The sequence below is a fragment of the Pseudomonas sp. LBUM1669 genome (assembly GCF_059695705.1).
In genome coordinates this window covers 3,473,551-3,495,410 of record NZ_CP166784.1, presented here as the reverse complement: position 1 = coordinate 3,495,410, position 21,860 = coordinate 3,473,551, and the positions used below count along the sequence as shown (strand labels likewise).

Below are 21,860 nucleotides of genomic sequence, written 5' to 3'. Positions count from 1 at the left end.
TCCTGTGGGATGAACTCTTGTGGCGAGGGAGCTTGCTCCCGCTGGGGCGCGCAGCGGCCCTATCTTTGATTGACAGGTTTTGCGACTGCTTCGCAGCCGAGCGGGAGCAAGCTCCCTCGCCACAGGTAGGCGTTCGGCTCAGGGGCTGCACTGAATTTAACAGGAGTTTCAAATGGCGAAAAAACCCAAGGCAGCCACCTTCATCAAGGACCCGCTCTGGTACAAGGACGCGGTGATCTACCAGGTTCACGTTAAGTCTTTTTTCGACTCAAACAATGACGGGATCGGCGACTTTCCCGGCCTTATCGCCAAACTCGATTACATTGCCGATCTCGGCGTCAACACCATCTGGCTATTGCCTTTCTATCCCTCGCCCCGGCGCGACGATGGCTACGACATTGCTGAATACCGTGGCGTCCACTCTGACTACGGCACCATGGCCGACGCCAAGCGCTTTATCTCCGAGGCGCACAAACGCGGCCTTCGAGTGATTACCGAACTGGTCATCAACCACACCTCTGACCAGCACGCCTGGTTCCAGCGTGCGCGTAAGGCCAAACCCGGTTCCGCGGCGCGGGACTTCTACGTCTGGTCCGATGACGATCAAAAATACGACGGCACCCGCATCATTTTTCTCGACACCGAAAAGTCCAACTGGACCTGGGATCCGGTCGCCGGCCAGTACTTCTGGCACCGCTTCTATTCGCACCAGCCGGACCTGAATTTCGACAACCCACAAGTCATGAAAGCGGTGCTGTCGGTGATGCGCTACTGGCTCGACATGGGCATCGACGGCCTGCGACTGGACGCGATTCCGTACCTGATCGAGCGCGACGGCACCAACAACGAAAACCTGCCCGAGACCCACGACGTCCTCAAGCAGATCCGTGCCGAGATCGACGCCAACTACCCGGACCGTATGCTGCTGGCCGAGGCCAATCAATGGCCGGAAGACACGCAGCTGTACTTCGGTGACACCGACAAAAAAGGCCTCAACGGTGACGAATGCCATATGGCGTTCCATTTCCCGCTGATGCCGCGTATGTACATGGCGCTGGCCCAGGAAGATCGCTTTCCGATCACCGATATCCTGCGCCAGACCCCGGAGATCCCGGCCAACTGTCAGTGGGCGATTTTCCTGCGCAACCACGATGAGTTGACCCTCGAAATGGTCACCGACAAGGAACGCGATTACTTGTGGAATTACTACGCGGCCGACCGTCGGGCGCGGATTAACCTCGGCATTCGTCGACGTCTCGCGCCGTTGATGGAGCGCGACCGTCGTCGTGTGGAACTGCTCAACAGCCTGCTGCTGTCGATGCCGGGCACGCCGACCATGTATTACGGCGATGAAATCGGTATGGGCGACAACATCTACCTCGGCGACCGTGACGGCGTGCGCACGCCCATGCAGTGGTCGATCGACCGCAACGGCGGGTTCTCCCGCGCCGACCCGGCGAGCTTGGTACTGCCGCCGATCATGGACCCGCAATACGGTTACCTGTCGGTCAACGTCGAAACCCAGGCCGGCGACCCGCATTCGCTGCTGAACTGGACCCGGCGCATGCTCGCCGTACGCAAACAATCCAAGGCCTTCGGGCGTGGCACGCTGAAAATGCTGTCGCCGAGCAATCGGCGGATTCTGGCCTACACCCGTGAATTCACCGGCGACGACGGCAAGCACGAAATCATCCTGTGTGTGGCCAACGTGTCCCGTAGCGCGCAAGCGGCGGAGCTCGACCTGTCGGCCTACGTCGGCATGGTGCCGGTGGAGATGCTCGGCGGTAACGCCTTTCCGCCGATCGGCCAGTTGAATTTCCTCCTGACGCTGGCGCCTTACGGCTTTTATTGGTTCGCACTTGCTGCGGAGAATCAAATGCCTAGCTGGCACGTAGAACCGGCGCAAAGCCTGCCGGACTTCACCACCCTGGTGCTGAAAAAGCGCATGGAAGAACTGCTCGAAGCGCCGTCACGCGGCACGCTGGAGCAGGGTATCTTGCCGAGTTGGCTGCAAAACCGCCGCTGGTTCGCCGGCAAGGACGCGGCCATCGAGAAGGTTAACCTGGCCTACGGTGTGCGCTTCGGCGATGCGCTGCACCCGGTGCTTTTGAGTGAAATCGAAGTCACCAGCGGCGGCCAGACCAGCCGTTACCAGTTGCCGTTCGGCTTCATTGCCGATGATCAGGTCGGGCCGGCGTTGCCCCAGCAACTGGCACTGTCTCGGGTACGACGTGGTCCTCAAGTGGGTTTGATCACCGACGCGTTCAGCCTGGAAAACTTTATCCGCGCGGTGCTGCAAGGCATGCAGGATAACGCCGTGTTGCCGTCCGATGGCGGCGAGATTCGTTTCGAGCCGACCGCCGAGCTGGCCAAGTTGGGGCTGACGGCCGAATCGGAAGTGCGCTACTTGTCCGCCGAGCAGTCCAACAGTTCGGTGGTGATCGGCAGCAGCCTGGTCCTGAAGCTGATCCGCAAGGTCGCCTCGGGTGTGCACCCGGAACTGGAAATGAGCGCGTACCTGACCAATGCCGGTTTCAGCAACATCTCGCCATTGCTGGGGTCGGTGGTTCGCCGCGACGCCAAGGGCGAAGACAATCTGCTGATGATCGCCCAAGGCTATTTGAGCAATCAGGGCGATGCCTGGGAGTGGACCCAGAACAACCTCGAACGGGCACTGCGCGACGAACTGGCGGACGCCATGTCCGAGCAGGAGCAGCACTACAACGCCCTCGGTGAGCTGAAAGACTTCGCAGGCATGCTCGGCCAACGGCTGGGTGAGATGCATCAGGTGCTGGCGGCCCCGACCGATGACCCGGACTTCGCCCCGCAGGTCACCACGCAAAAAGATGCCCTGGCCTCGGCCAAAGACGTCGCGGCGCAACTGGAGCACTCGCTGAAGTTGCTCAAACAGCATCAAAGCGAACTGAACCCGGCGGACAAAGCGCTGGTCACTCGTTTGCTGGACAACAAAAAAGCCATCCTCGGTCATGTGCAGGACCTGGGCAAAAAAGCCGTGGGCGGCTTGCGCATTCGCGTCCATGGTGACTTGCACCTGGGTCAGGTGCTGGTGATCAAGGGCGACGCTTACTTGATCGATTTCGAAGGCGAACCGGCACGGCCGCTCAGCGAGCGACGCGGCAAGCACAGCCCCTATAAAGATGTCAGCGGCGTGTTGCGCTCCTTCGATTACGCCGCGGCGATGGCGATCAACGTGCACAACGTCGACAACACCGCCGAAGCCCGAGCGGCACGGCAACGGGTCGCCGACCGCTATTTGAATGAAGCAAAACTGGCATTTGTCGACGCTTATCGGCTGGCGGCAGCTAGTCTTGCTCATGCGTGGCAAGATCCGGAAGGCGAGGACGCCGCGTTGGCGTTGTTCGGGCTGGAGAAGGCGGCGTATGAGGTGGCCTATGAGGCTGAAAATCGCCCCACGTGGCTGCCGGTGCCATTGCACGGTTTGTATGGATTATTGAGTGGGCTTAAACCCTTTTCCGATCTTGGTGGAGAGTAGTTATGAGTTTCTCGAACAAGGAACAGGGTCACGCTAAAGAAGCGCTGCTGCCCAGATCGCGGGATATCGACGCGCTGGTACGCGCTGAACATCACGACCCTTTTGCAATTCTCGGCCCTCACGGCGATGACGCAGGTGGGCAATTCATTCGGGCCTATCTGCCGGACGCGCTGAGCGTGCAGGTACTGGCCAGGGACTCCGGGGAAGAACTCGGCAACCTTGAGGCCACCCAGACGCCTGGCCTGTTTGTCGGGCACTTCGATCGGGCTCAGCCGTATCTGCTGCGCACCCGCTGGGCCGGTGGCGAACAGGTGTCCGAGGACCCCTACAGTTTTGGCCCGCTGCTCGGCGAGATGGACTTGTACCTGTTCGCCGAAGGCAATCACCGCGACCTCAGCGCCTGCCTTGGCGCGCAACTGAAGTCGGTGGACGGAGTCGACGGCGTGCGTTTCGCCGTGTGGGCGCCGAATGCCAAACGGGTGTCGGTGGTCGGTGACTTCAACAACTGGGACGGTCGTCGGCACCCGATGCGCCTGCGCCATCCCACCGGGGTCTGGGAAGTGTTCATCCCGCGTTTGCAGGCGGGGGAAACCTACAAATACGAAATCCTCGGCGCCCAGGGCATTCTGCCGCTCAAGGCTGACCCGATGGCCCTGGCCACCTCGCTGCCACCGGATACCGCGTCAAAAGTCGCCTCACCGTTGAACATCGATTGGCAGGATCAGGCGTGGATGCAGTCCCGGGGCGACCGTCATCAGCCGAGTGCGCCGCTGTCGATCTACGAACTGCACGCCGGCTCGTGGCAATGCGAACTGGACGATCTGGGTGAAGTGGCGCGCCAGTACACCTGGCACGAGCTGGGCGAGCGGCTGATTCCTTACGTGAAGGAGCTGGGGTTCACCCACATCGAACTGATGCCGATCATGGAACACCCGTTCGGCGGTTCCTGGGGTTATCAGTTGCTGTCGCAATTCGCCCCGAGCGCCCGCTACGGTACGCCGCAAGACTTCGCGGCCTTCGTCAACGCCTGCCACCAGGCGGACATCGGCGTGATCCTCGATTGGGTGCCGGCGCATTTCCCCACCGATACCCACGGCCTGGCGCAATTCGATGGCACCGCGCTGTACGAATACGGCAATCCGCAAGAAGGTTTCCATCAGGACTGGGACACGCTGATCTATAACCTGGGCCGCACCGAAGTGCACGGCTACATGCTGGCCTCGGCACTGCACTGGCTCAAGCATTTCCACGTCGATGGCCTGCGGGTCGATGCCGTGGCGTCGATGCTCTATCGCGATTACTCGCGCAAGGCCGGGGAATGGGTGCCAAACCGTCACGGCGGGCGCGAGAACCTGGAAGCCATCGACTTCCTGCGTCACCTCAACGACGTGGTCAACCTGGAAGCGCCGGGTGCGCTGGTGATTGCCGAGGAGTCCACCGCATGGCCGGGCGTCAGCCAAAGCACGCAACAGGGTGGGCTGGGCTTTGACTACAAATGGAACATGGGCTGGATGCACGATTCGTTGCATTACATTCAGCAGGATCCGGTGTACCGCGCCCATCACCACAACGAGCTGAGTTTCGGCCTGGTGTATGCCTGGTCCGAGCGTTTCATCCTGCCGATCTCCCATGATGAAGTGGTGCACGGCAAGCACTCGCTGATCGACAAGATGCCCGGCGACCGCTGGCAGAAATTTGCCAACCTGCGGGCCTATTTGAGCTTCATGTGGGCGCATCCCGGCAAGAAGCTGCTGTTCATGGGCTGCGAATTCGGCCAGTGGCGCGAGTGGAATCACGATCAGCAACTGGACTGGTACCTGCTGCAATACTCGGAACACAAAGGTGTGCAGAAACTTGTCGGCGACCTCAATCGGCTGTACTGCGCTGAGCCGGCGATGCATGACCAGGACGACGCGCCGCAAGGCTTCCAATGGTTGATCGGCGATGATGCGATCAACAGCGTTTACGCGTTCCTGCGCTGGAGCAAGGAAGGCCGGCCGGTGTTGGTGGTGGCGAACTTCACGCCGGTGCCGCGTCAGGCCTATCGCATCGGCGTACCGTTCGCCGGGCGCTGGGGCGAGGTGATCAACAGCGATGCGGCGATGTACGCCGGGTCCAACTATGGCAACAGCGGCGGGGCGTTTACCGAGGAAGAGCCGAGCCATGGGCAGACGCTTTCGCTGGTGTTGAATCTGCCACCGTTGGCGGTGTTGATCCTGAGTCCTGAAGGTTGATCTAGAACCGCTTTCGCGGGCAAGCCTCGCTCCTACAGGTTTGGTGTCGATCATAAAAATTGCGAACGACACAAATCCTGTAGGAGCGAGGCTTGCCCGCGAAGGCGTCGGATCTGACAAAACATATCTTGACGTCAGCCAATCACCACCGCATCCGCACACCCAGACTCCCAATCAACCCGTTCAAATCATTTTCATCCACATCGCTGCTGTAATCGGCGCTGACGTACAGACTCACTGCGGGCGTGACTCTGGCCACCAGTCCCAAACCCACCTCGACCGTCGATGAATTGCGACTGCTGCTGATCTTGTCGACCTGATCAAGGGTTACCGTGTTGCCGGTGTACACGGTGTGCCACAAGTTGGTTCGCACATAGGGTTCGACCCCCAGGCCATTGATTTCGTAATTACCTTTCAACCGTGCGCCGACCCGGCCGCTCCAGGACGTCAGCTCGCTGGACGACGCATTGTTTGAGCCAGCATAGGGCGTATCCAGGGTGACGCGCTGATTGATCAACTGCGCTTGCGGTTCGACCACCCAGTTATCGCTCACGCCAATCGGAAAGCCGCCTTCCACCGACAACGTCACCGCGCTGCCTTCGGTCGCCATCCGTGCGCCCTGGTCGTTACGGCTGTACCCGTTGACCCGGCCGCCACTGGCCGTCAAATCCACGTGCCAGCCCTGTGGCCCGGTCAGGCTCCAGTAGGCGCCGAGGCTCTGGCCTTGAAGGTTGAGGGTGTCGTTGGCAGGGTCGGCGAGTGCGCGACTGGTCAACAGACCGTTGCTGTTGCCTTGTAACTGAGTCATCCCGCCGATCAGGCCGACCCGCTGGGTGTGGCCGCTACCGCTCTGCAGGGTCAGGATCGCCGGGCCTTTGAATTCGGTGCTGCCAGGACTGGAAAAACCCTGCGCCATGAAATCGGTTTGTGCTTGTCGCGAAGCCTGCCCGTACAGCTGATCCCAGGCCGAAGGCGCGGCATCTTCGATGGTCAGGCGTGAACTTCGTGTATCGGAGGCGGCGCTGAAGTGGCCGGGGTAAGGGGCGGTGATATTGACCGTGGGCAAGGTCATTACCGGAATATCCTGGCGATACCAGGGGGTGGTTTTATCCTCTGCGGGACCTGCTTGCACCTCCATGGACGAACACAGCAGCAGTGAACTCGAGACAGTGCAAAAAGTGATTTTGATCTCTTGTTGGGTGAATGAAGTTTTCATGGGGGTCTACCTTGCAATCGCATGCCGTATCTCGCTTTGGCGTCTCTCCTACCCCGAATGAGGGGCGACCGAATGGATTGAGGCAAGCCGCTGGCCGCCCGATTTCGCGGGTGTCTGGAGGTTTGCCCCGGGTGGAGTTTCCGGGGGTAGTAACGTGAAGCTAAGAAGACCCTTGACAGGTCGTCAAGAAAATGGCCGATAAGTGGTATGTGTATTTTATGGCTCGCAAGTGACTGATTTCCGGCACACATCTAAGTTCTTGTTTGTTCGAAAATTCGTCAAAAACCCCTCGTTCAAGAGCCTTTGGATAGCGGGCTATCGGTCTGTATTGGCAAGGTTCAGGGCATGCTGTCCGGCGATGTCTGTGTCTCAATTCTGTCAGTAATGCAGCGCTGAAATGAGCGCAAGGTAATCCGTACCCCCGCACCGGTTTGTCTGTCTGGCGAAAAGGGCAGGCCGCAACCAGGCGGAATATTCAGCCACAAGATTCGGGCGGCTTGCCCAGCGCAGGGACTGGAGCGAAATCAATGTAAACCCAACTCAGTGTCATCTGCCTGACGTGGCGATTGCGTTGAAGAAGCCGCTGAGCAGAGAGGGGAATGACATGAACCGGACAATGTCGTGGAGCCTGTTGTTATCGCTCACCATCGCTGCGGTGTTGACCCGTCACAGATGCACTTCCACCGCCAACGGCAAGTGATCCGACAGGTGCGTCCAGGGTTTATTGCCGAGAATTCGCGGGTTGTGGCTGCTGGCGTTACGCAGGTAGATCCGGTCCAGGCGCAGCAGAGGAAAGCGCGCCGGGTACGTCTTCGCCGGGCGGCCGTTGTGGCGTTCGAATGCTTCGTGCAGGTAATCGCGCCGGGCCAGGGCGGCGTTGCCTTGCAACTGCCAGTCGTTGAAGTCGCCGGCAATGATCACCGGCGCATCGTCGGGCAGGGATTCGAGCAGTAGGCAGAGCAGTTGGAGCTGCAACTGGCGATGGCTTTCCAGCAAGCTCAAGTGAACGCAGATCGCATGGACCTCAGTGTGCCCCGGCACGTCCAGTACGCAGTGCAGCAATCCACGCCGTTCGGGGCCGGTGATCGAGACGTCGAGGTTGCGGTGTTCGCGAATCGGGTATTTCGACAGCAGGGCGTTGCCGTGATGGCCGTTGGGGTAAACGGCGTTGCGACCGTAGGCGAAATCGCTCCACATGCTGTCGGCCAGGAACTCGTATTGCGAGGTCTGCGGCCAGTCGTTGTAACGGGAAGAATGCCGATCGTGCTCGCCGACTACTTCCTGCAGGAATACAAGATCGGCTGACGTACTGCGCACCGCTTCACGCAGCTCCGGGAGGATGAAACGCCGGTTGAGGGCGGTAAACCCTTTGTGGGTGTTGACCGTCAGTACCCTCAATCGATGAATCGCCGGGGGCGAGTCCAAGGGTACTGATTCAACGGCTCGCTGCTCGGAATCGCTGGTCACGTTCACTCCTCTGAATCTGGGCTGCTTATGCATGCGACTGATGCAGCGGCGGGCAGTTCAGTTTGAGCGACACCCATCAATTGTGGGAGCGGGCTTGCTCGCGAAAGCGGTCTGACAGTCAGCACATTAGTTGAATGTCAGGCAGCCTTCGCGAGCAAGCCCGCTCCCACAGGGGCTTTGTGTTGGGTGGGAATGTCATCAGACGAAGACAACTTCATAGGGCAAGCGCATGCGCTCCAGAATCACCCGGGGCAGCAGCGGCGCGATGCCGATGGCCGGTTCGCCGTCGAGCTGGCTGGCGTAGGCGTGGGTGGCGTGGCTTTTGCGTGCGACGGTCCAGGTGTCGAGGCGTATTTTGCGCGCACGATGCCAGGGGAACAGTCCTAGATCACGGGTCGGCCAGTGCCAGGCCCAGACCGGCAGCTCGTTGAGCGTCGCACCGACCATGCTCGCCGCATGGGCGCTGGCGCGGCCGACGGCGTCATGATCCGAGGTGCCGTCTTCGCGCCAGGTACTGAACACCACGTCGCCGGGGCGCAAGTAACGGGCGATGAATTGGGTCAATTGGGTTTCACGCTTGGCCAGGGCGTTGTCGGTAAAGCCGCCGCGAATCCACTTCAGGCTGTGCATCGGCAAACCGAGCCGGCGCAAGGCTTCGACGCTTTCCTGGCCGCGAAACACACTCAGGCGCTTCTCTGACCACTGTTGCGAGCCCGGATGGCTGGAGCTGCCATCGGTGATCGAGATCAATTGCAGGGGATGACCCAAGGAAGAAAGGAGCTGAAGCAAGCCTCCACACATGACCACTTCATCGCCAGGATGCGGCGCGATCACCACGGCACGTGCGCCAGTGGGGACCAGGGTCTCGGTGTTGATGACGGGGATGTTGTCCAGTTGCAGGGCGCTGTTCCAGACCTGTCCCGGCAAGCTGCTTTCGATGAGGGAAACGGGTTTCATCGCGCTACGTCCTTGTTCTGTTTGATAGCAATGTGCAGCGCTCCATACCCTGGATTGCCGCGAGCAGAGTATTGCTCAAGTAAGGCTGTTCGTCGCGTAGCGGTGTGATCTGATCCGGTTTTTTTTAACCAGCCTGTGCCAGGTCTCGCAAATAATCGCCAAAACCACCGCGTGCGCGACTGTCCAGTCGAGCACTGGTCAGCACTTGCGGGTGATGGCTCCAGGCTATGTTTGCGCCACAGCGTTCGAGTTGCCGCACCAATTGCACATCTTCGTCACACGCCAGCGGTTCGAATCCCCCGGCGCGCTGATAGGCGTCAGCGCTGATGCCCAGATTTGCCCCGTGAATGTGCCGATGACCGTCGCGGGCCTGATAGTGCTGGTGATAGCGAATCTGAGCCGACTCATCGAACGACTCGTGCCACGCCTCCACCGTGACAGTGCCGCACACCGCATCGACGTCGAGGGCCAGTTGCGCCACCAGCCAATCGTGCGCCACACGGCTGTCGGCATCGGAACAGGAAATCCAGCGTGCCCCGCGCTCCAGCAGAAACCGTGCGCCTGCGGCGCGAGCCTGACCGACATTACGCGCCTCGATCGCCAGACTGTGCACCGGGTAAGCACCGACGATCTCCGAGGACCGGTCGGTGCAACTGTCGAGCACCACCAGCACCTCGACGGTTTCACCGCCAAGCCGCTCGTGTTGCGCGGCGAGCAGGGCCGCTTCAAGGCAGTCTTCGAGCAAGTCTTCTTCGTTATGCGCGGGGATCAGAATACCAATCATCGCAAGCCCTCCAGAGCCGCCACGGAGCGTGGTTCACGACTCCAGAGTTCCAGTAGAAAATCCGCTTCCTGATGCAGGACCAGGCGCGGTAAATGCAAATGTTCGTGCAGCAAGTCATGGACCTGACGTGCATTCAACGGACAGCCGTCGATGGGCGGGCGCCAGTGGCAGGCCAGCAGTTGGCCGTCGGCGGTCAGCGATTGTCCGGCCTGTTCGATCAGGCGTTTCAGGTCGTCGGCGTCGAGGTAATAGCCGATTTCGCTAAGCACGATCAGGTCGAATTTTTCCTCTGGCCAATCCGCAGGCAAGCGACTGTGGCGGACTTCGGCGTGGTCGAACGGGCCGAGTCGGGTGCGAGCGAGCGTCACGGCTGCGGCAGCGGTGTCGCAACACAGAAGACGATTGCAGCGGCTGGCCAGCTCAAAGCTCAGCTCGCCGTTGGCGCAACCGGGTTCGAAGATCGCGCGATAGTGAGGGCGGGGCAGTGCGGCGAGGGTGATTGCGCGTTTGCGCTGTTCATACCAGCGCTGACGGAACGACCAGGGATCATCGTTGCCGGCAAACAGACCGTCGAAATAACGGTCGTCGACGCTCATACAAACACCACTTCAAACGGTTGCAACAGTCGCTCCAGCACATAGGGCGCCAGCACGGGCGGCAAGCCGACTTGCGGGTCACCCTCCAATTGGCTGGCAAACGCGTGGATCGCGTGGCGTTTGCGCGCGACCAGGTGCGGGGCGAGGAGGATTTTCCGCGCCCGGTGCCACGGCACGAAACTGTCTTCAGGTGCCGCCCAGTGCCAGGTCCATACGGGCAATTCATAGACGGTCGCACCAGCGCGTTTCGCCGCTGTGGCGCTGGCCCGGCCCACGGCTTCGTGGTCGCAATGGCCGTCCTCGCGCCACGTGGTGAATACCACGTCGTTGGGGTGCAAGTGACGTTCGATGAATTCGCTCAATTCGCTTTCTCGATCAGCCACCTGGCTGTCCTTGAATCCGCCGCGCAGCCATTTCAGGCTGTGCAGTGGCAGGCCGAGACGCCGCAAGGCTTCGACCGACTCCTGAGGCCGGACCGCGCTCAGGCGCTCCACCGGCCAGCGCTCGGAGCCGGGATGGCTGGCGCTGCCATCGGTGACCGAGATCAATTGCAAGGGTCGGCCGGCGGCGGCGAGCAATTGAAGGAAACCACCGCAGCCCAGCACTTCGTCATCCGGGTGCGGGGCGATGATCACTGCGCGGGCGCCTTCCGGCACCAGGCTCAGGATGTCGATCACCGGTAACTGCGCCAAGTGGCTGGAGGTCTGCCACCTATGAAGCGGCGTGCCCTGGCCGACGATAAGGTTGGTTTTCATAACGTCCATGTTCCGGTAATGACGGTTTGGCCGAGGGCGGCGAGGTCCCGTTCGGCGTGGCTTTGGCGCAGGAACACCGGCAGGTCGGCGATCAATCGAGCGAATTGCCGATCCTTGCAATAGGGACCTGCACCAAGGGCGTGGCCGACGTGCAACAGGACTTGTTCAGCGGCGTGTTCCACCACCGCCCGGACGCGTCGGGCCAGCAGTTCGGCGTCGTCCAGTGGAGCAGCGTCGATCATCAGTGCGCTGACCCACAAGACCTCGGCAGCGGCATGCAGCGCACTGTCGACGGCGCCGAGGTGGGCGAGGGCGTGGGGTTCTTCACGTTGCGCGCAATGGCTGCGCAGGCGTTCGGCAATGCTCTGTGCCGCACCGTACCAGCAGGCTGCAATGCCGATGCCGCCCTGCCAGAAACCGACCCGATCCAGGTAATCGCCGCGGTAGCCGATGGCTTGTCCTTCGGCGCCTTCGAACACCACTTCGACGCTGCCAGTGGCGCCCATGCCGACGGCTTGCCAGCCCTCATCGGTAATGGTCACGCCGGGTTGATCCAGCGCCACCGCAACCAGTTGCTGGCAGTCCTGATGATCCCAGGCCGTGAGCAATGCATGACTCAACACCGTCGCGCCCGAGCACCAGGCCTTGCGTCCGTTCAGCACCACCATGTGACCTTGCGGACGGACGCGCACCCGCGCCTGTGGAGGTTCAGCGGCCCACATGCCCCACGTGCTACCCGGCGTTGGCGAGCCACCGAGTTGCTGGATGATCGCCAGCGCATCGGTATGGCCTTCGTACAATTTGCACAACCCCAGGTCATGCCCACCGACTGCGGCCAACCGCTGGAATCGCTCCAGCGTCTGGCCGCCGCCCGGCAGCGGAAGCTGATCGAGTCCAGCCTCCACCAGCGCCTGTAGGCACCGGCCTAGCGCCTGAGTATTGGCGTAGTCCGGTGGCTGGCGATCGAGAAAGGCTTGAAGGTCCATTTCACTCTTCTTCCTCATGCTGCAATTCGAACAGCAGCAGCGAACGGCCGGTGACGGAATACTCGTGCCCGAACTCGAAGCGTTCCTGCCCGCGAATCGACGGTTGATTGGTGTCGACCATGCACGTCCAGTGATAGCCGTCCGGCACTTCCGGCAAGGTGAAGTTGACGATGTCGTGGTGCGCGTTGACCACCAGCAACAGGGTCGCGTCACCGCCCTTGCGACGGATACCGGTTTCCTGGGCGCGGCCGTCCATCAACATGCCGAGGCAGCGGCCGTGGGCTTCTTCCCATTGTTCGGTGGACATTTCGCTGCCATCCGGGGCGAGCCAGGTCACGTCCTTGACGCCGATATCCTCGTTGTAATTGCCCACCAGGAAGCGCCCGCGACGCAGGATCGGATAGGCCAGACGCAACTTGATCAGGCGTTTGACGAACTTGAGCAAGGCCTTGCCGTCTTCGCTCAGGTCCCAATTGACCCAGCCGATCTCGCTGTCCTGGCAATAGGCGTTGTTGTTACCTTCCTGGGTCCGGGCGAATTCGTCGCCGGCTACCAGCATCGGTGTGCCTTGGGACAGCAGCAGCGTGGCGAAGAAATTGCGCATTTGCCGCTGACGCAGTTCATTGATTTCGGGGTCGTCGGTCGGGCCTTCGACGCCGTGGTTCCAGGACAGGTTGTTGTTGCTGCCGTCCTGATTGTTCTCGTCGTTGGCTTCGTTGTGCTTGTCGTTGTACGACACCAGATCGTTAAGGGTGAAACCATCATGGGCGGTGATGAAATTCAACGAGGCGTAGGGCCGCCGACCGCGCTGATTGAACATCTCGCCGGACGCGGTCATGCGGCTGGCGAAGTCCGCGAGTTGCCCGTCATCGCCTTTCCAGAAGGCGCGCACGGTGTCGCGGAACTTGTCGTTCCACTCGACCCAGCCCGGCGGAAAACCACCGACCTGATAACCGCCGGGGCCGCAATCCCAGGGTTCGGAAATCATTTTCACCTGACGCAGCACTGGGTCCTGGCGGCAGGCTACAAGGAAACTGTGACGTTCATCAAACCCGTCGTGGTAGCGCCCGAGAATGGTCGCCAGGTCGAAGCGGAAACCGTCCACGTGCATTTCCGTGGCCCAATAGCGCAAGGAGTCGGTGACCATTTGCAGTACGCACGGGTGACTCAAGTCGAGGGTATTGCCGGTGCCGGAATCGTTGATGTAGTAGCGCTTGTCATCGGGCATCAAGCGGTAATACGAGGCGTTGTCGATGCCGCGCATGGACAGGGTCGGACCTTGTTCGTTGCCTTCGGCGGTGTGGTTGTAGACCACGTCGAGGATCACTTCCAGATTGGCCTCGTGCAGGTGCGCGACCATCTCCTTGAACTCGGCGATCTTGCCGCTGGCCAGGTAACGCGGGTCCGGGGCGAAGAACGCGATGCTGTTGTAGCCCCAGTAATTGGTCATGCCTTTGTGCAGCAGGTGCTGGTCGTTGACGAAGGCGTGGATCGGCAGCAACTCCACCGACGACACCCCGAGTTTACGAATGTGTTCCAGCACGTCATCGACCATCAACCCGGCGAAGGTGCCACGCACGTTCTCGGGGACGGAAGGGTGACGCATGCTGATGCCGCGCACGTGCGTCTCATAAATGATCGTCTTGTCCCACGGCACGCTGACGCGATGGTCGTGGCCCCAGGTGTGCGCCGGGTCGATCACCTTGCACTTGGGGACAAACGGCGCGCTGTCGCGCTCATCGAAACTCAAATCGGCATCGGGATGCCCGATGGTGTAGCCGAACAGTGCTTCAGACCATTTCAGCTGGCCGACCAATTGTTTGGCGTAGGGGTCGATCAGCAGTTTGTTGTGGTTGAAGCGATGACCGTTGGCCGGGTCGTATGGGCCATAGACACGGTAGCCGTATATCAGCCCTGGATGGGCGTCGGGCAAGTAGCCGTGGTAGATCTCGTCGGTGTATTCCGGCAGTTCGATGCGTTCGAGTTCGACCTCGCCGGTATCGTCGAAGATGCACAGTTCGACTTTGGTGGCGTTGGCGGAAAACAAGGCAAAGTTGACCCCCAGACCATCCCAGGTCGCACCCAGCGGGAAGGGCAAGCCTTCACGGATTCGCGAGGCCTCGACGTGAGGTTCTGGCGCGGCTTTCTTTGGACTGGACATAGATGCTCCTGCAAAAAGGGAATTCTTTGTAGGAGCGAGGCTTGCCCGCGAAGGCGGTGTTTCAGTCACATTTGAATCGACTGACATGCCGCCTTCGCGGGCAAGCCTCGCTCCTACAGGTTATTCGTGGGCGAGCGAGCCCACGGTGGCCAGCGGGCTGGCCACGAGGTCAAACAGGACGCGATAGTGAGGCGTCAGACAGCAGGCGGTTTGCGCGCTGCTTTAGGCTTCTTCTCGGCAGCTTTTTCGCCAGGCGGAATCACCTTCGAGGCCGCAGCAGGCTTGGCCTTGGCTTTCGGCTCCGGGACCTTGCCATTGGCGGCTTTGGCCGCAGCAGGTTTGGCAGCCGTTTTACTGCCGGCAGCCTTGGGCGATCTTTTGGGGGCCAGGGCTTCGGCTTCAGCGAGCTTGCGCGCCATCTCCCAGTGCCGGGCTTCCTGGCCTTCGGGTTTTCCTTCCGATTCCCAGATTTGATAGGCAAATTCGCGAACGCGTTTATCGTCGGTACTCATCGCAATACTCCTGAACTGAACTCAAGCTTGGGTAAACGTTTGAATAAAGAGATTGACCGGGAAATCCCCCAGCGCGGCGCTGATGTTCAGCTCCCTGTGGTGTGTGACTGTTGTGCTTGAAAAAAGTCCCTTCAGATTTTCCTCAGAGGCGGCGAACGGTAATTTGACCCGCGTATCGCCCCAGCCCAGCGCGTCAACCCGTGGTTCGGCACTGTTTTCCAGCAGCGGGGCGCAACGTATCGGTACGATCACGATGGCCCGTTTTCCCTGATATTCGCGAGCAAAGGCCAGCACTTGGTGGGCCTGGCTGCCAACAACTTCAAGGGCTTGATACGTCCCTCGCCGAAACAGCTCCGCATGCTCGGCCCGCAGGTTCAACACCTGCTTGATCAGGGTTTGCTTGATGCGCCCGTCACGCCAGTTGGCCAACAGGTCGGGCAGATTCAACGGCACCTGCATCGTCTGTTGGCGGCTGGCGTAATCCACCGGCCGGCGGTTGTCCGGGTCCACCAGCGAGAAGTCCCAGTACTCGTTGCCCTGGTAGAGGTCCGGGATCCCTGGCACGGTCATGCGCAGCAAGGTTTGCGCCAAACCGTTAATCGCGCCGGGAGCGGCAATGGATTGAACCGCTTTGCCAAGGGCTGCACGTAACAGCTCACCCTCCGGGCTCAGCAACAGGCGCTCGATAAAGACCTGCATGGCTTTTTCATACGGCTCGTTCGCCGCGCTCCAACTGCTTTGCAACTTGGCTTCACGCAGGGCTTTTTGTTGCCATTGCCACAGACGCTTGGTGTAGTCCTCAAGTGCGGGCTGATCGTCAACGCGCAGGTCCAGTGGCCAGCTGCCGAGAATCGCTTGATAGAGGATCAGTTCATCGCCCGCCGAGGGCATCTGATCGTCGTCACGCAAGGGCCGGGCGAGTGTTCGCCAAAGCGGGACCTGCTCGGCGTACCAGGCACTGCGTTCACTCAACACCGCCAACCGCGCGCGGGTGTCTTCGCCGCGCTTGTGGTCGTGGGTGGCGGTGGCCAGCAGGTTGTCCGGGAACTGTTCCAGGCGATTGATGCAGACGGCATGAAAATCTGTCACCGGCGCACTGAATTGCTCGGTGCTGAAGCCCACGTCATTGCGCGACAGCAGCACCGCCGAGCGATAGAACGCGGTGTCTTCCACAGCCTTGGCGGCAGCGGGTGAAGTCAGTTGCTGGAACCGCACGCAGGCATGTTTGAGGATCTTGCGCTGACGGCCCACCGGGCGTTTGCGCCACGGCTCACCGCCGAGCCAGCCGGCCAGGCAATCGAGCACTGGCCAATCGGCCTCGCCGAGGGTTTGCCGTGCACCGTCCATGGCCTGCTGGAAAAACACATCGTCTTCGGCAGATCGGCCACGCGGGCTGATGTAGGTGCGGTACACCGGGAAGTGCACGATCAGTTCCTGCAACGCCCGACGAATCGCGCCAAGGGTCAGGTCGCGGGTCATCAGGTCGTCCCGGGCCACTTGCAGCAACGCCTGGGCCACACTCTCGAAGTCACCGGCCAATGAGCCATTGAGAATCTGTTGACGCGCCAGTTGCGCTTCCTGACGGAAGTCGGCGGGCCGTTCGCTGTAGCGATTCCACAGTTCACCGAGATTTTTTGCACCGTCGGGATCGTGCTGCAGCAACGACAACTGGTTCATGAATTCGTAACCGGTAGTGCCGTCCACCGACCAGTCGCGGTGCAGGGTTTCGCCTTCACCGAGGATCTTCTCGACGTAGATTGGCAGGTGCCGGTCGGGCGACAGGGTATCGACCCGACGCCGCAGTTTGCGGCAGTAGCCACGCGGGTCGGCGAGGCCGTCGATGTGGTCGATGCGCAAACCGTCGACCAGGCCTTCAGCCACCAGTTCGAAAATTTTCGCGTGGGTTGCCTCGAACACGGCGGGACGTTCAACCCGCAGGCCGCCCAATTCGTTGACATCGAAAAAACGCCGCCAATTGATGTCATCCGCTGCCGTGCGCCAACTGGCCAGGCGATAGCTTTGGCGTTCGAGCAGGTTGTGCAGCCGTTGGAAACCTTCAGGCGTTTGCGAATCGTAGGCGCCGAGATTTTGCTGGATGCACAGCAGCAGCGCGGGGTCGCTGGCCAGTTCACGCAGTTGCGCCTTCAACGGACCCGCCAGGCCATGGGCGTCGGTCTGGTAGCTCAAGGCACTGAAACGGTCCGCGAGAACCCGGAGTTGTTCGTCGTCGGATCGCAGCAGTTCACCGTAGCTCGCCGGGCAGATCGGGAAGTGATGCTCGTAGTGCTCGACATAAAACGCGCCGCGCTGCGCATCGAAGCGCAAGGGCAGGGCGCCGTCCTGCAAGGCGACGCCGTAATCGCTACCCAGGAAAGGCAGCAGCAACTGGCCCTCCATCAACGGGTCGGGCGAGTGCCATTGAATGTCGAAGAACTCGCCGTAAGGGCTCAGGCGTCCCCATTCCAGCAAATCCAGCCACCACGGGTTATCGCCGCCACCGACGGCCATGTGGTTGGAGACAATGTCGAGGATCAGCCCCATCTTGTGTTCGCGCAGGGTTGCGACCAATCGGCGCAGGGCCGCTTCGCCACCCAATTCAGGGTTGACCGTGGTCGGGTCCACCACATCGTAGCCGTGCATGGACCCGGCACGGGCGGCGAGCAGTGGCGAGGCATAAACGTGGCTGATGCCCAGGCTGGCAAAGTACGGCACCAGCGGCACGGCTTGATCCAGCGTGAAGCCTTTATGAAATTGCAGCCGCAGGGTCGCGCGCAGCGGTTGTATTAACGGATGATTCATTGGTCACGCTCGCCAGCCTGAAGTCGCGCACAGGCGAGCAATTCCAGGCGCCGGGCGGCGTCCGCGTCATCGAGCAGCGCTTCACTGCCGCCGGGCAAGCGCCGCGACCAGTTGGGGTGCGCATCGATGGTGCCGGGCAGGTTGGCTTGCTGTTCGATGCCCAAGGCATCTTCCAGTGGCAGCAACACCAGCGGCGCGCGGGTATGACCGAGGAAGCGTACCGCCGCGTCCAGTATCTGGTCGGTCTCATGGGACTCTTCGCGGAAGTTTTGCGGGTCTTCGCTCAGCACGCGACGCAGGCCTTCACGCTCGCGTTCACGGTGTTGGCGCCATTCTATTTCACCCGTGGCATCGACCATGCCCAGTCGGGCGTTCCAGTCGATATCACGGCCATGCCACCAGCCATTGAGCGTCGGCAGGTCATGGGTGCTGGTGGTCGCGAGGGCGTTGTCCGGCCAGTCGAGAATCGATTTGAAGTGCGAATTGTCTTGTTCAAACAGCAGCACTCGCATGCCGAGGATTGCGCGCGCGATGAGTTTTTCCCGCAGGCCATCGGCGACCGTCCCGAGGTCTTCGCCCAGGACGATCGCCTGATGACGATGGGATTCAAGGCTGAGCAAACGCAGCAGGTCGTCCACCGGGTAATACAGGTAGGCGCCGTCGGCGGGCGGTGAACCGTTGGGGATCACCCACAGCCGTTGCAGGCCCATGACGTGGTCAATGCGCAAGCCGCCGGCGTGGGCGAAGTTGGCCCGGAGCATTTCGATGAACGCCCGAAAGCCGTTACGCACCAGGCCTTCAGGAGAGAACGCGGAAATGCCCCAGCCCTGGCCGGCGCGGTTGAGAATGTCCGGCGGCGCGCCCACGGTCAATGAGGCGAGCAGTTCGTCCTGGCGACTCCAGGCCTGACTGCCACCGCCGTCGGCACCCACCGCCAGATCAGCGATCAGGCCGATGCTCATCCCCGCGCTGCGGGCGGCGGTTTGCGCACGCTCCAGGCAGCGGGTGATCAACCACTGGCTGAACGCGAAGAAGCCGATGCGCCCGGCGTTCTCTTCGGCAAATTCGGCGAGGGCAGCACTGCGCGGGTCGCGCCATTGTTCCGGCCACTCGCGCCAGTCGAGGGTTTCACCCTTGGCGGCGCGGGCTTCTTGTATGGCTTCGAAGCGGCAGTGGTTTTCCAGGGCTTCACCGGCCGCGTGGCGGAAGCTGCTGAAGTCGGCATGCAACGGGTGTTCGCCCTGAACGAAGCCTTCGTACAAGGCTTGCAGCAACCGATGCTTGGCTTCGGCAGCCACGGGCCAGTCAATCAGCGGCTGTTCTTCCAGGTGTTGCAGTTCGGCAGCGAGGCCGGTGGCGTCAATCGCGGTACGCCATGCGCGCTCGCCGAGAATAGCGCCCGGCGCAGCGTAGAGGCTGTTGAGGAACAACCGGCTGGACGGTGAATACGGGCTGTAACGCTGGGTGTCGCTGCCGAACATCGCGTGCAGCGGACTGATCGCCAACGCCTCGGCACCGCGTTCGCCGGCCACTCGGGCCAAGTCTTCCAGCGCCTGTGTATCGCCGAATCCGCCATCGCCAGGGCGACGCAGCGAGTACAACTGCACGCTGAGACCCCAGGTGCGTGGAATCGGAGTGTCGACGGCATCGCCGACGCTGTAGCAACGGGGCGGTGCCACTGCCAGGGTAAAAGATTGTCCGTCGATGCTGACGTGCTGATAACCGACCGGAACCAGGCCGGGCAGCATCGCCTCGGCATCCAGTTTCAGGTTGAGCCGTGATCCATCTTCAAGGTGGATCTCGCACGGCGTTTCCGGCTCAAAGAAATGCGCGAGGTCGAGGCTGACACCGAAGTCGGCGGTAATGAGCGGCGGCAGGTGCCGGGTCTGTTGCACTTGCTGCAATTGCAGCAGGCTGGCGTCGATTTCCTGTGCGGTGCTGGCAGGGTGGCCGAGTCCGATCAGGACGTTACGCAATACCGAGGGGGCGACTTTCTGCGGACGGCCGTTGGCGTCGATCCAGTCGACGGCCAAACCGGCACGGCTGGCCAGTATTTCCAGTTGCGCATCACTCATTGGCGCTCTCCATCCGGGGGTAGCAAGGGGGCCGCGGCCGTGAGGCTGACTAGCGCGCAATACGGGGCAAGGGTGCCCTGTTCCAACAGGCCGGCTGACTGAGGCGCAGATTCGAACAACAACCTGGCGTCGGCCTGTGGGGAGTGGACCACTGGCGTGTCGCTGAGGTTCAGGTCAATGCGCAGCTGACTACCATTGCCCAATCGCCAGCGCGCCGTCACCGCACCCTCGGCCAGCACCTCGGCCCCCAAGGCCTGAGCCCCCGGCAGATGCGGGATGATGTGGTCATGGCGAATCCGCAACAGCTGGTGATACAGGCCCTGCATGGCCGATTGCCGGGTGGCGCTCAGTTTTGGCCGCGATGCTTCAAAGGTCTGCTGCGCGTTCGGGTCGGGGATCTGTTCGCGCGTATGAGGATCAGTAAAGGCGCTGAACGCTGCAAATTCGTTACGTCGCCCTTCGCGGACCAGCTCCGCCAGTTCACCGTGGTGGCTGGTAAAGAACAGGAACGGCTCTTCGGCGGCGAACTCGTCGCCCATGAACATCAGCGGGATCATCGGTGACAGCAGCAACAGCGCGGTCGCCGCTTTCAAGGCGTCGAGGTTGGCCAGTTGATGCAGACGTTCGCCGAAGGCGCGGTTGCCGATCTGGTCATGGTTCTGCAAAAACAGCACGAACGCGCTGGGCGGCAAGTGACCGCTGGGCTCGCCCCGTGTTGTCCCGTGGCGGGTCACGTGGCCCTGAAATACGAAGCCCTGGCTCAGGCAGCGCGCCAGTTTTTCCGTGGGATTGTCGGCATAGTCGGCGTAGTAGGCGTCGGTTTCACCGGTCAGCAAAACGTGCAAGGCGTTGTGGCCGTCATCGTTCCACTGCGCGTCGAAACCTTCCTCCAACAGGCTGGCCTGGTTGTGTTCGTTCTCGACCGTCAGCCAGACATGCCGCGCCGGATCGGTCTGTTGCCGAACCCGTTGCGCCAGCTCCTGGAGAAAGTCCGGGCTCTCAATGGCGTGCACGGCATCCAGGCGCAAACCGTCGAAGCGGTACTCCAGCAACCACATCAGCGCATTGTCGATGAAAAAGTCCCGCACCTCGCGCCGCCGGAAATCGATGGCCGCGCCCCAGGGCGTGTGCTTGTCTTCGCGAAAGAAGCCCTTGGCGTAGTGATGCAGGTAATTGCCGTCCGGGCCGAAGTGGTTGTAGACCACGTCGAGAATCACCGCCAGGCCATGGCCGTGGGCGGTGTCGATCAGGTGTTTGAGTTGTTCGGGCGTGCCATAGGACGCTTGGGGCGCGTAGGGCAGAACGCCGTCGTAGCCCCAATTGCGATCGCCGGGAAACTGCGCCAGCGGCATCAGTTCGATCGCGGTGATGCCCAAGTCAACGAGGCGCGCCAGGTGCTGCTCGACCTCGCTGAAGCCGCCGAGCGCACCGACGTGCAATTCGTAGATCACCGCCTCGTTCCAGGGGCGACCGGTCCAAGTGCTGTTTTGCCAGTGATAGGCGAGTGGATCGACCACCACGCTCTGATCGCCGATATCCCCGGCCTGCGCGCGGGAGGCCGGGTCCGGCACCTCCAGCTCGCCATCAATGTTGTAGCGGTAACGCATACCCGCCGGGCAGCGGGTCTTGATCACGAACCAACCATCAGCCTGAGGCAGTAGCGGCAAGGATTGTCCATCTTCCAGTTCGACAGTGACGTAATACGCATCTGGCGCCCACAAGGCAAAACGCGTGTGTTCTGCGTCCAGCATGATTGCGCCGTGGGGCCAGGTCTCAAGGGTCCGTAACGGCATCGTTGAAAACC

14 protein-coding genes are annotated in these 21,860 nt (G+C 61.4%); 2 read left to right on the top strand and 12 right to left on the bottom strand.

Features of this window, described 5'->3' with window-relative positions; genetic code table 11:
* Positions 1-172 precede the first annotated feature (172 nt).
* On the top strand, positions 173-3,514 hold the full coding sequence (gene treS / locus ACA051_RS16235; protein WP_497370851.1) for a maltose alpha-D-glucosyltransferase: 3,342 nt from the start codon (positions 173-175) through the stop codon (positions 3,512-3,514).
* Positions 3,515-3,516: 2 nt separating this feature from the next.
* Entirely contained in the window at positions 3,517-5,748 is a 2,232-nt protein-coding gene (glgB, locus tag ACA051_RS16230; RefSeq protein ID WP_497303126.1) for a 1,4-alpha-glucan branching protein GlgB, read from the top strand.
* Between the two features lie 142 nt (positions 5,749-5,890).
* Here glgB and ACA051_RS16225 read toward each other — a convergent pair whose 3' ends face one another.
* The 12 genes from ACA051_RS16225 to treZ form a co-directional block, all read right to left on the bottom strand.
* The gene (locus tag ACA051_RS16225) at positions 5,891-6,964 is read right to left on the bottom strand and encodes an autotransporter domain-containing protein (RefSeq protein ID WP_497303125.1); all 1,074 of its coding nucleotides are present in this window, start codon (positions 6,962-6,964) and stop codon (positions 5,891-5,893) included.
* A 666-nt stretch (positions 6,965-7,630) separates the two neighbouring features.
* The gene (locus ACA051_RS16220; RefSeq protein WP_497370849.1) at positions 7,631-8,431 is read right to left on the bottom strand and encodes an endonuclease/exonuclease/phosphatase family protein; all 801 of its coding nucleotides are present in this window, start codon (positions 8,429-8,431) and stop codon (positions 7,631-7,633) included.
* A 198-nt stretch (positions 8,432-8,629) separates the two neighbouring features.
* Positions 8,630-9,388 carry a PIG-L deacetylase family protein gene (locus tag ACA051_RS16215; protein WP_497370847.1) on the bottom strand — a complete coding sequence of 253 codons (759 nt, stop codon included), beginning with the start codon at positions 9,386-9,388 and terminating at the stop codon, positions 8,630-8,632.
* Between the two features lie 124 nt (positions 9,389-9,512).
* Positions 9,513-10,172 carry a glycosyltransferase family 2 protein gene (locus ACA051_RS16210; protein WP_497370845.1) on the bottom strand — a complete coding sequence of 220 codons (660 nt, stop codon included), beginning with the start codon at positions 10,170-10,172 and terminating at the stop codon, positions 9,513-9,515.
* Entirely contained in the window at positions 10,169-10,768 is a 600-nt protein-coding gene (locus tag ACA051_RS16205; RefSeq protein ID WP_497303118.1) for an SAM-dependent methyltransferase, read from the bottom strand. The genes ACA051_RS16210 and ACA051_RS16205 overlap by 4 nt, the downstream gene beginning before the upstream one ends.
* A complete protein-coding gene (locus tag ACA051_RS16200) occupies positions 10,765-11,523 on the bottom strand; it encodes a PIG-L deacetylase family protein (protein ID WP_497303116.1) in 759 nt (252 codons plus the stop codon). Before ACA051_RS16200 ends, ACA051_RS16205 begins: the two co-directional genes overlap by 4 nt.
* Complete coding sequence (locus tag ACA051_RS16195; protein ID WP_497370843.1) at positions 11,520-12,509, bottom strand: acyl-CoA dehydrogenase family protein; 990 nt, start codon at positions 12,507-12,509, stop codon at positions 11,520-11,522. The genes ACA051_RS16200 and ACA051_RS16195 overlap by 4 nt, the downstream gene beginning before the upstream one ends.
* A gap of 1 nt (position 12,510) precedes the next feature.
* Positions 12,511-14,670 (bottom strand): glycogen debranching protein GlgX, encoded by a 2,160-nt coding sequence (glgX, locus tag ACA051_RS16190; RefSeq protein WP_497303112.1) that lies wholly within the window; start codon positions 14,668-14,670, stop codon positions 12,511-12,513.
* 194 nt (positions 14,671-14,864) lie between these two features.
* Positions 14,865-15,182: a DUF2934 domain-containing protein gene (locus ACA051_RS16185; protein WP_497303110.1), complete on the bottom strand. Its 318-nt coding sequence runs from the start codon at positions 15,180-15,182 to the stop codon at positions 14,865-14,867.
* Positions 15,183-15,203: 21 nt separating this feature from the next.
* Positions 15,204-17,981 (bottom strand): malto-oligosyltrehalose synthase, encoded by a 2,778-nt coding sequence (locus tag ACA051_RS16180; RefSeq protein WP_497370841.1) that lies wholly within the window; start codon positions 17,979-17,981, stop codon positions 15,204-15,206.
* On the bottom strand, positions 17,978-20,056 hold the full coding sequence (gene malQ, locus ACA051_RS16175; protein ID WP_497370839.1) for a 4-alpha-glucanotransferase: 2,079 nt from the start codon (positions 20,054-20,056) through the stop codon (positions 17,978-17,980). The genes ACA051_RS16180 and malQ overlap by 4 nt, the downstream gene beginning before the upstream one ends.
* Positions 20,053-21,849, bottom strand: a complete 1,797-nt coding sequence (gene treZ / locus ACA051_RS16170) for a malto-oligosyltrehalose trehalohydrolase (protein WP_497370837.1) — start codon at positions 21,847-21,849, stop codon at positions 20,053-20,055. Before treZ ends, malQ begins: the two co-directional genes overlap by 4 nt.
* Positions 21,850-21,860 lie beyond the last annotated feature (11 nt).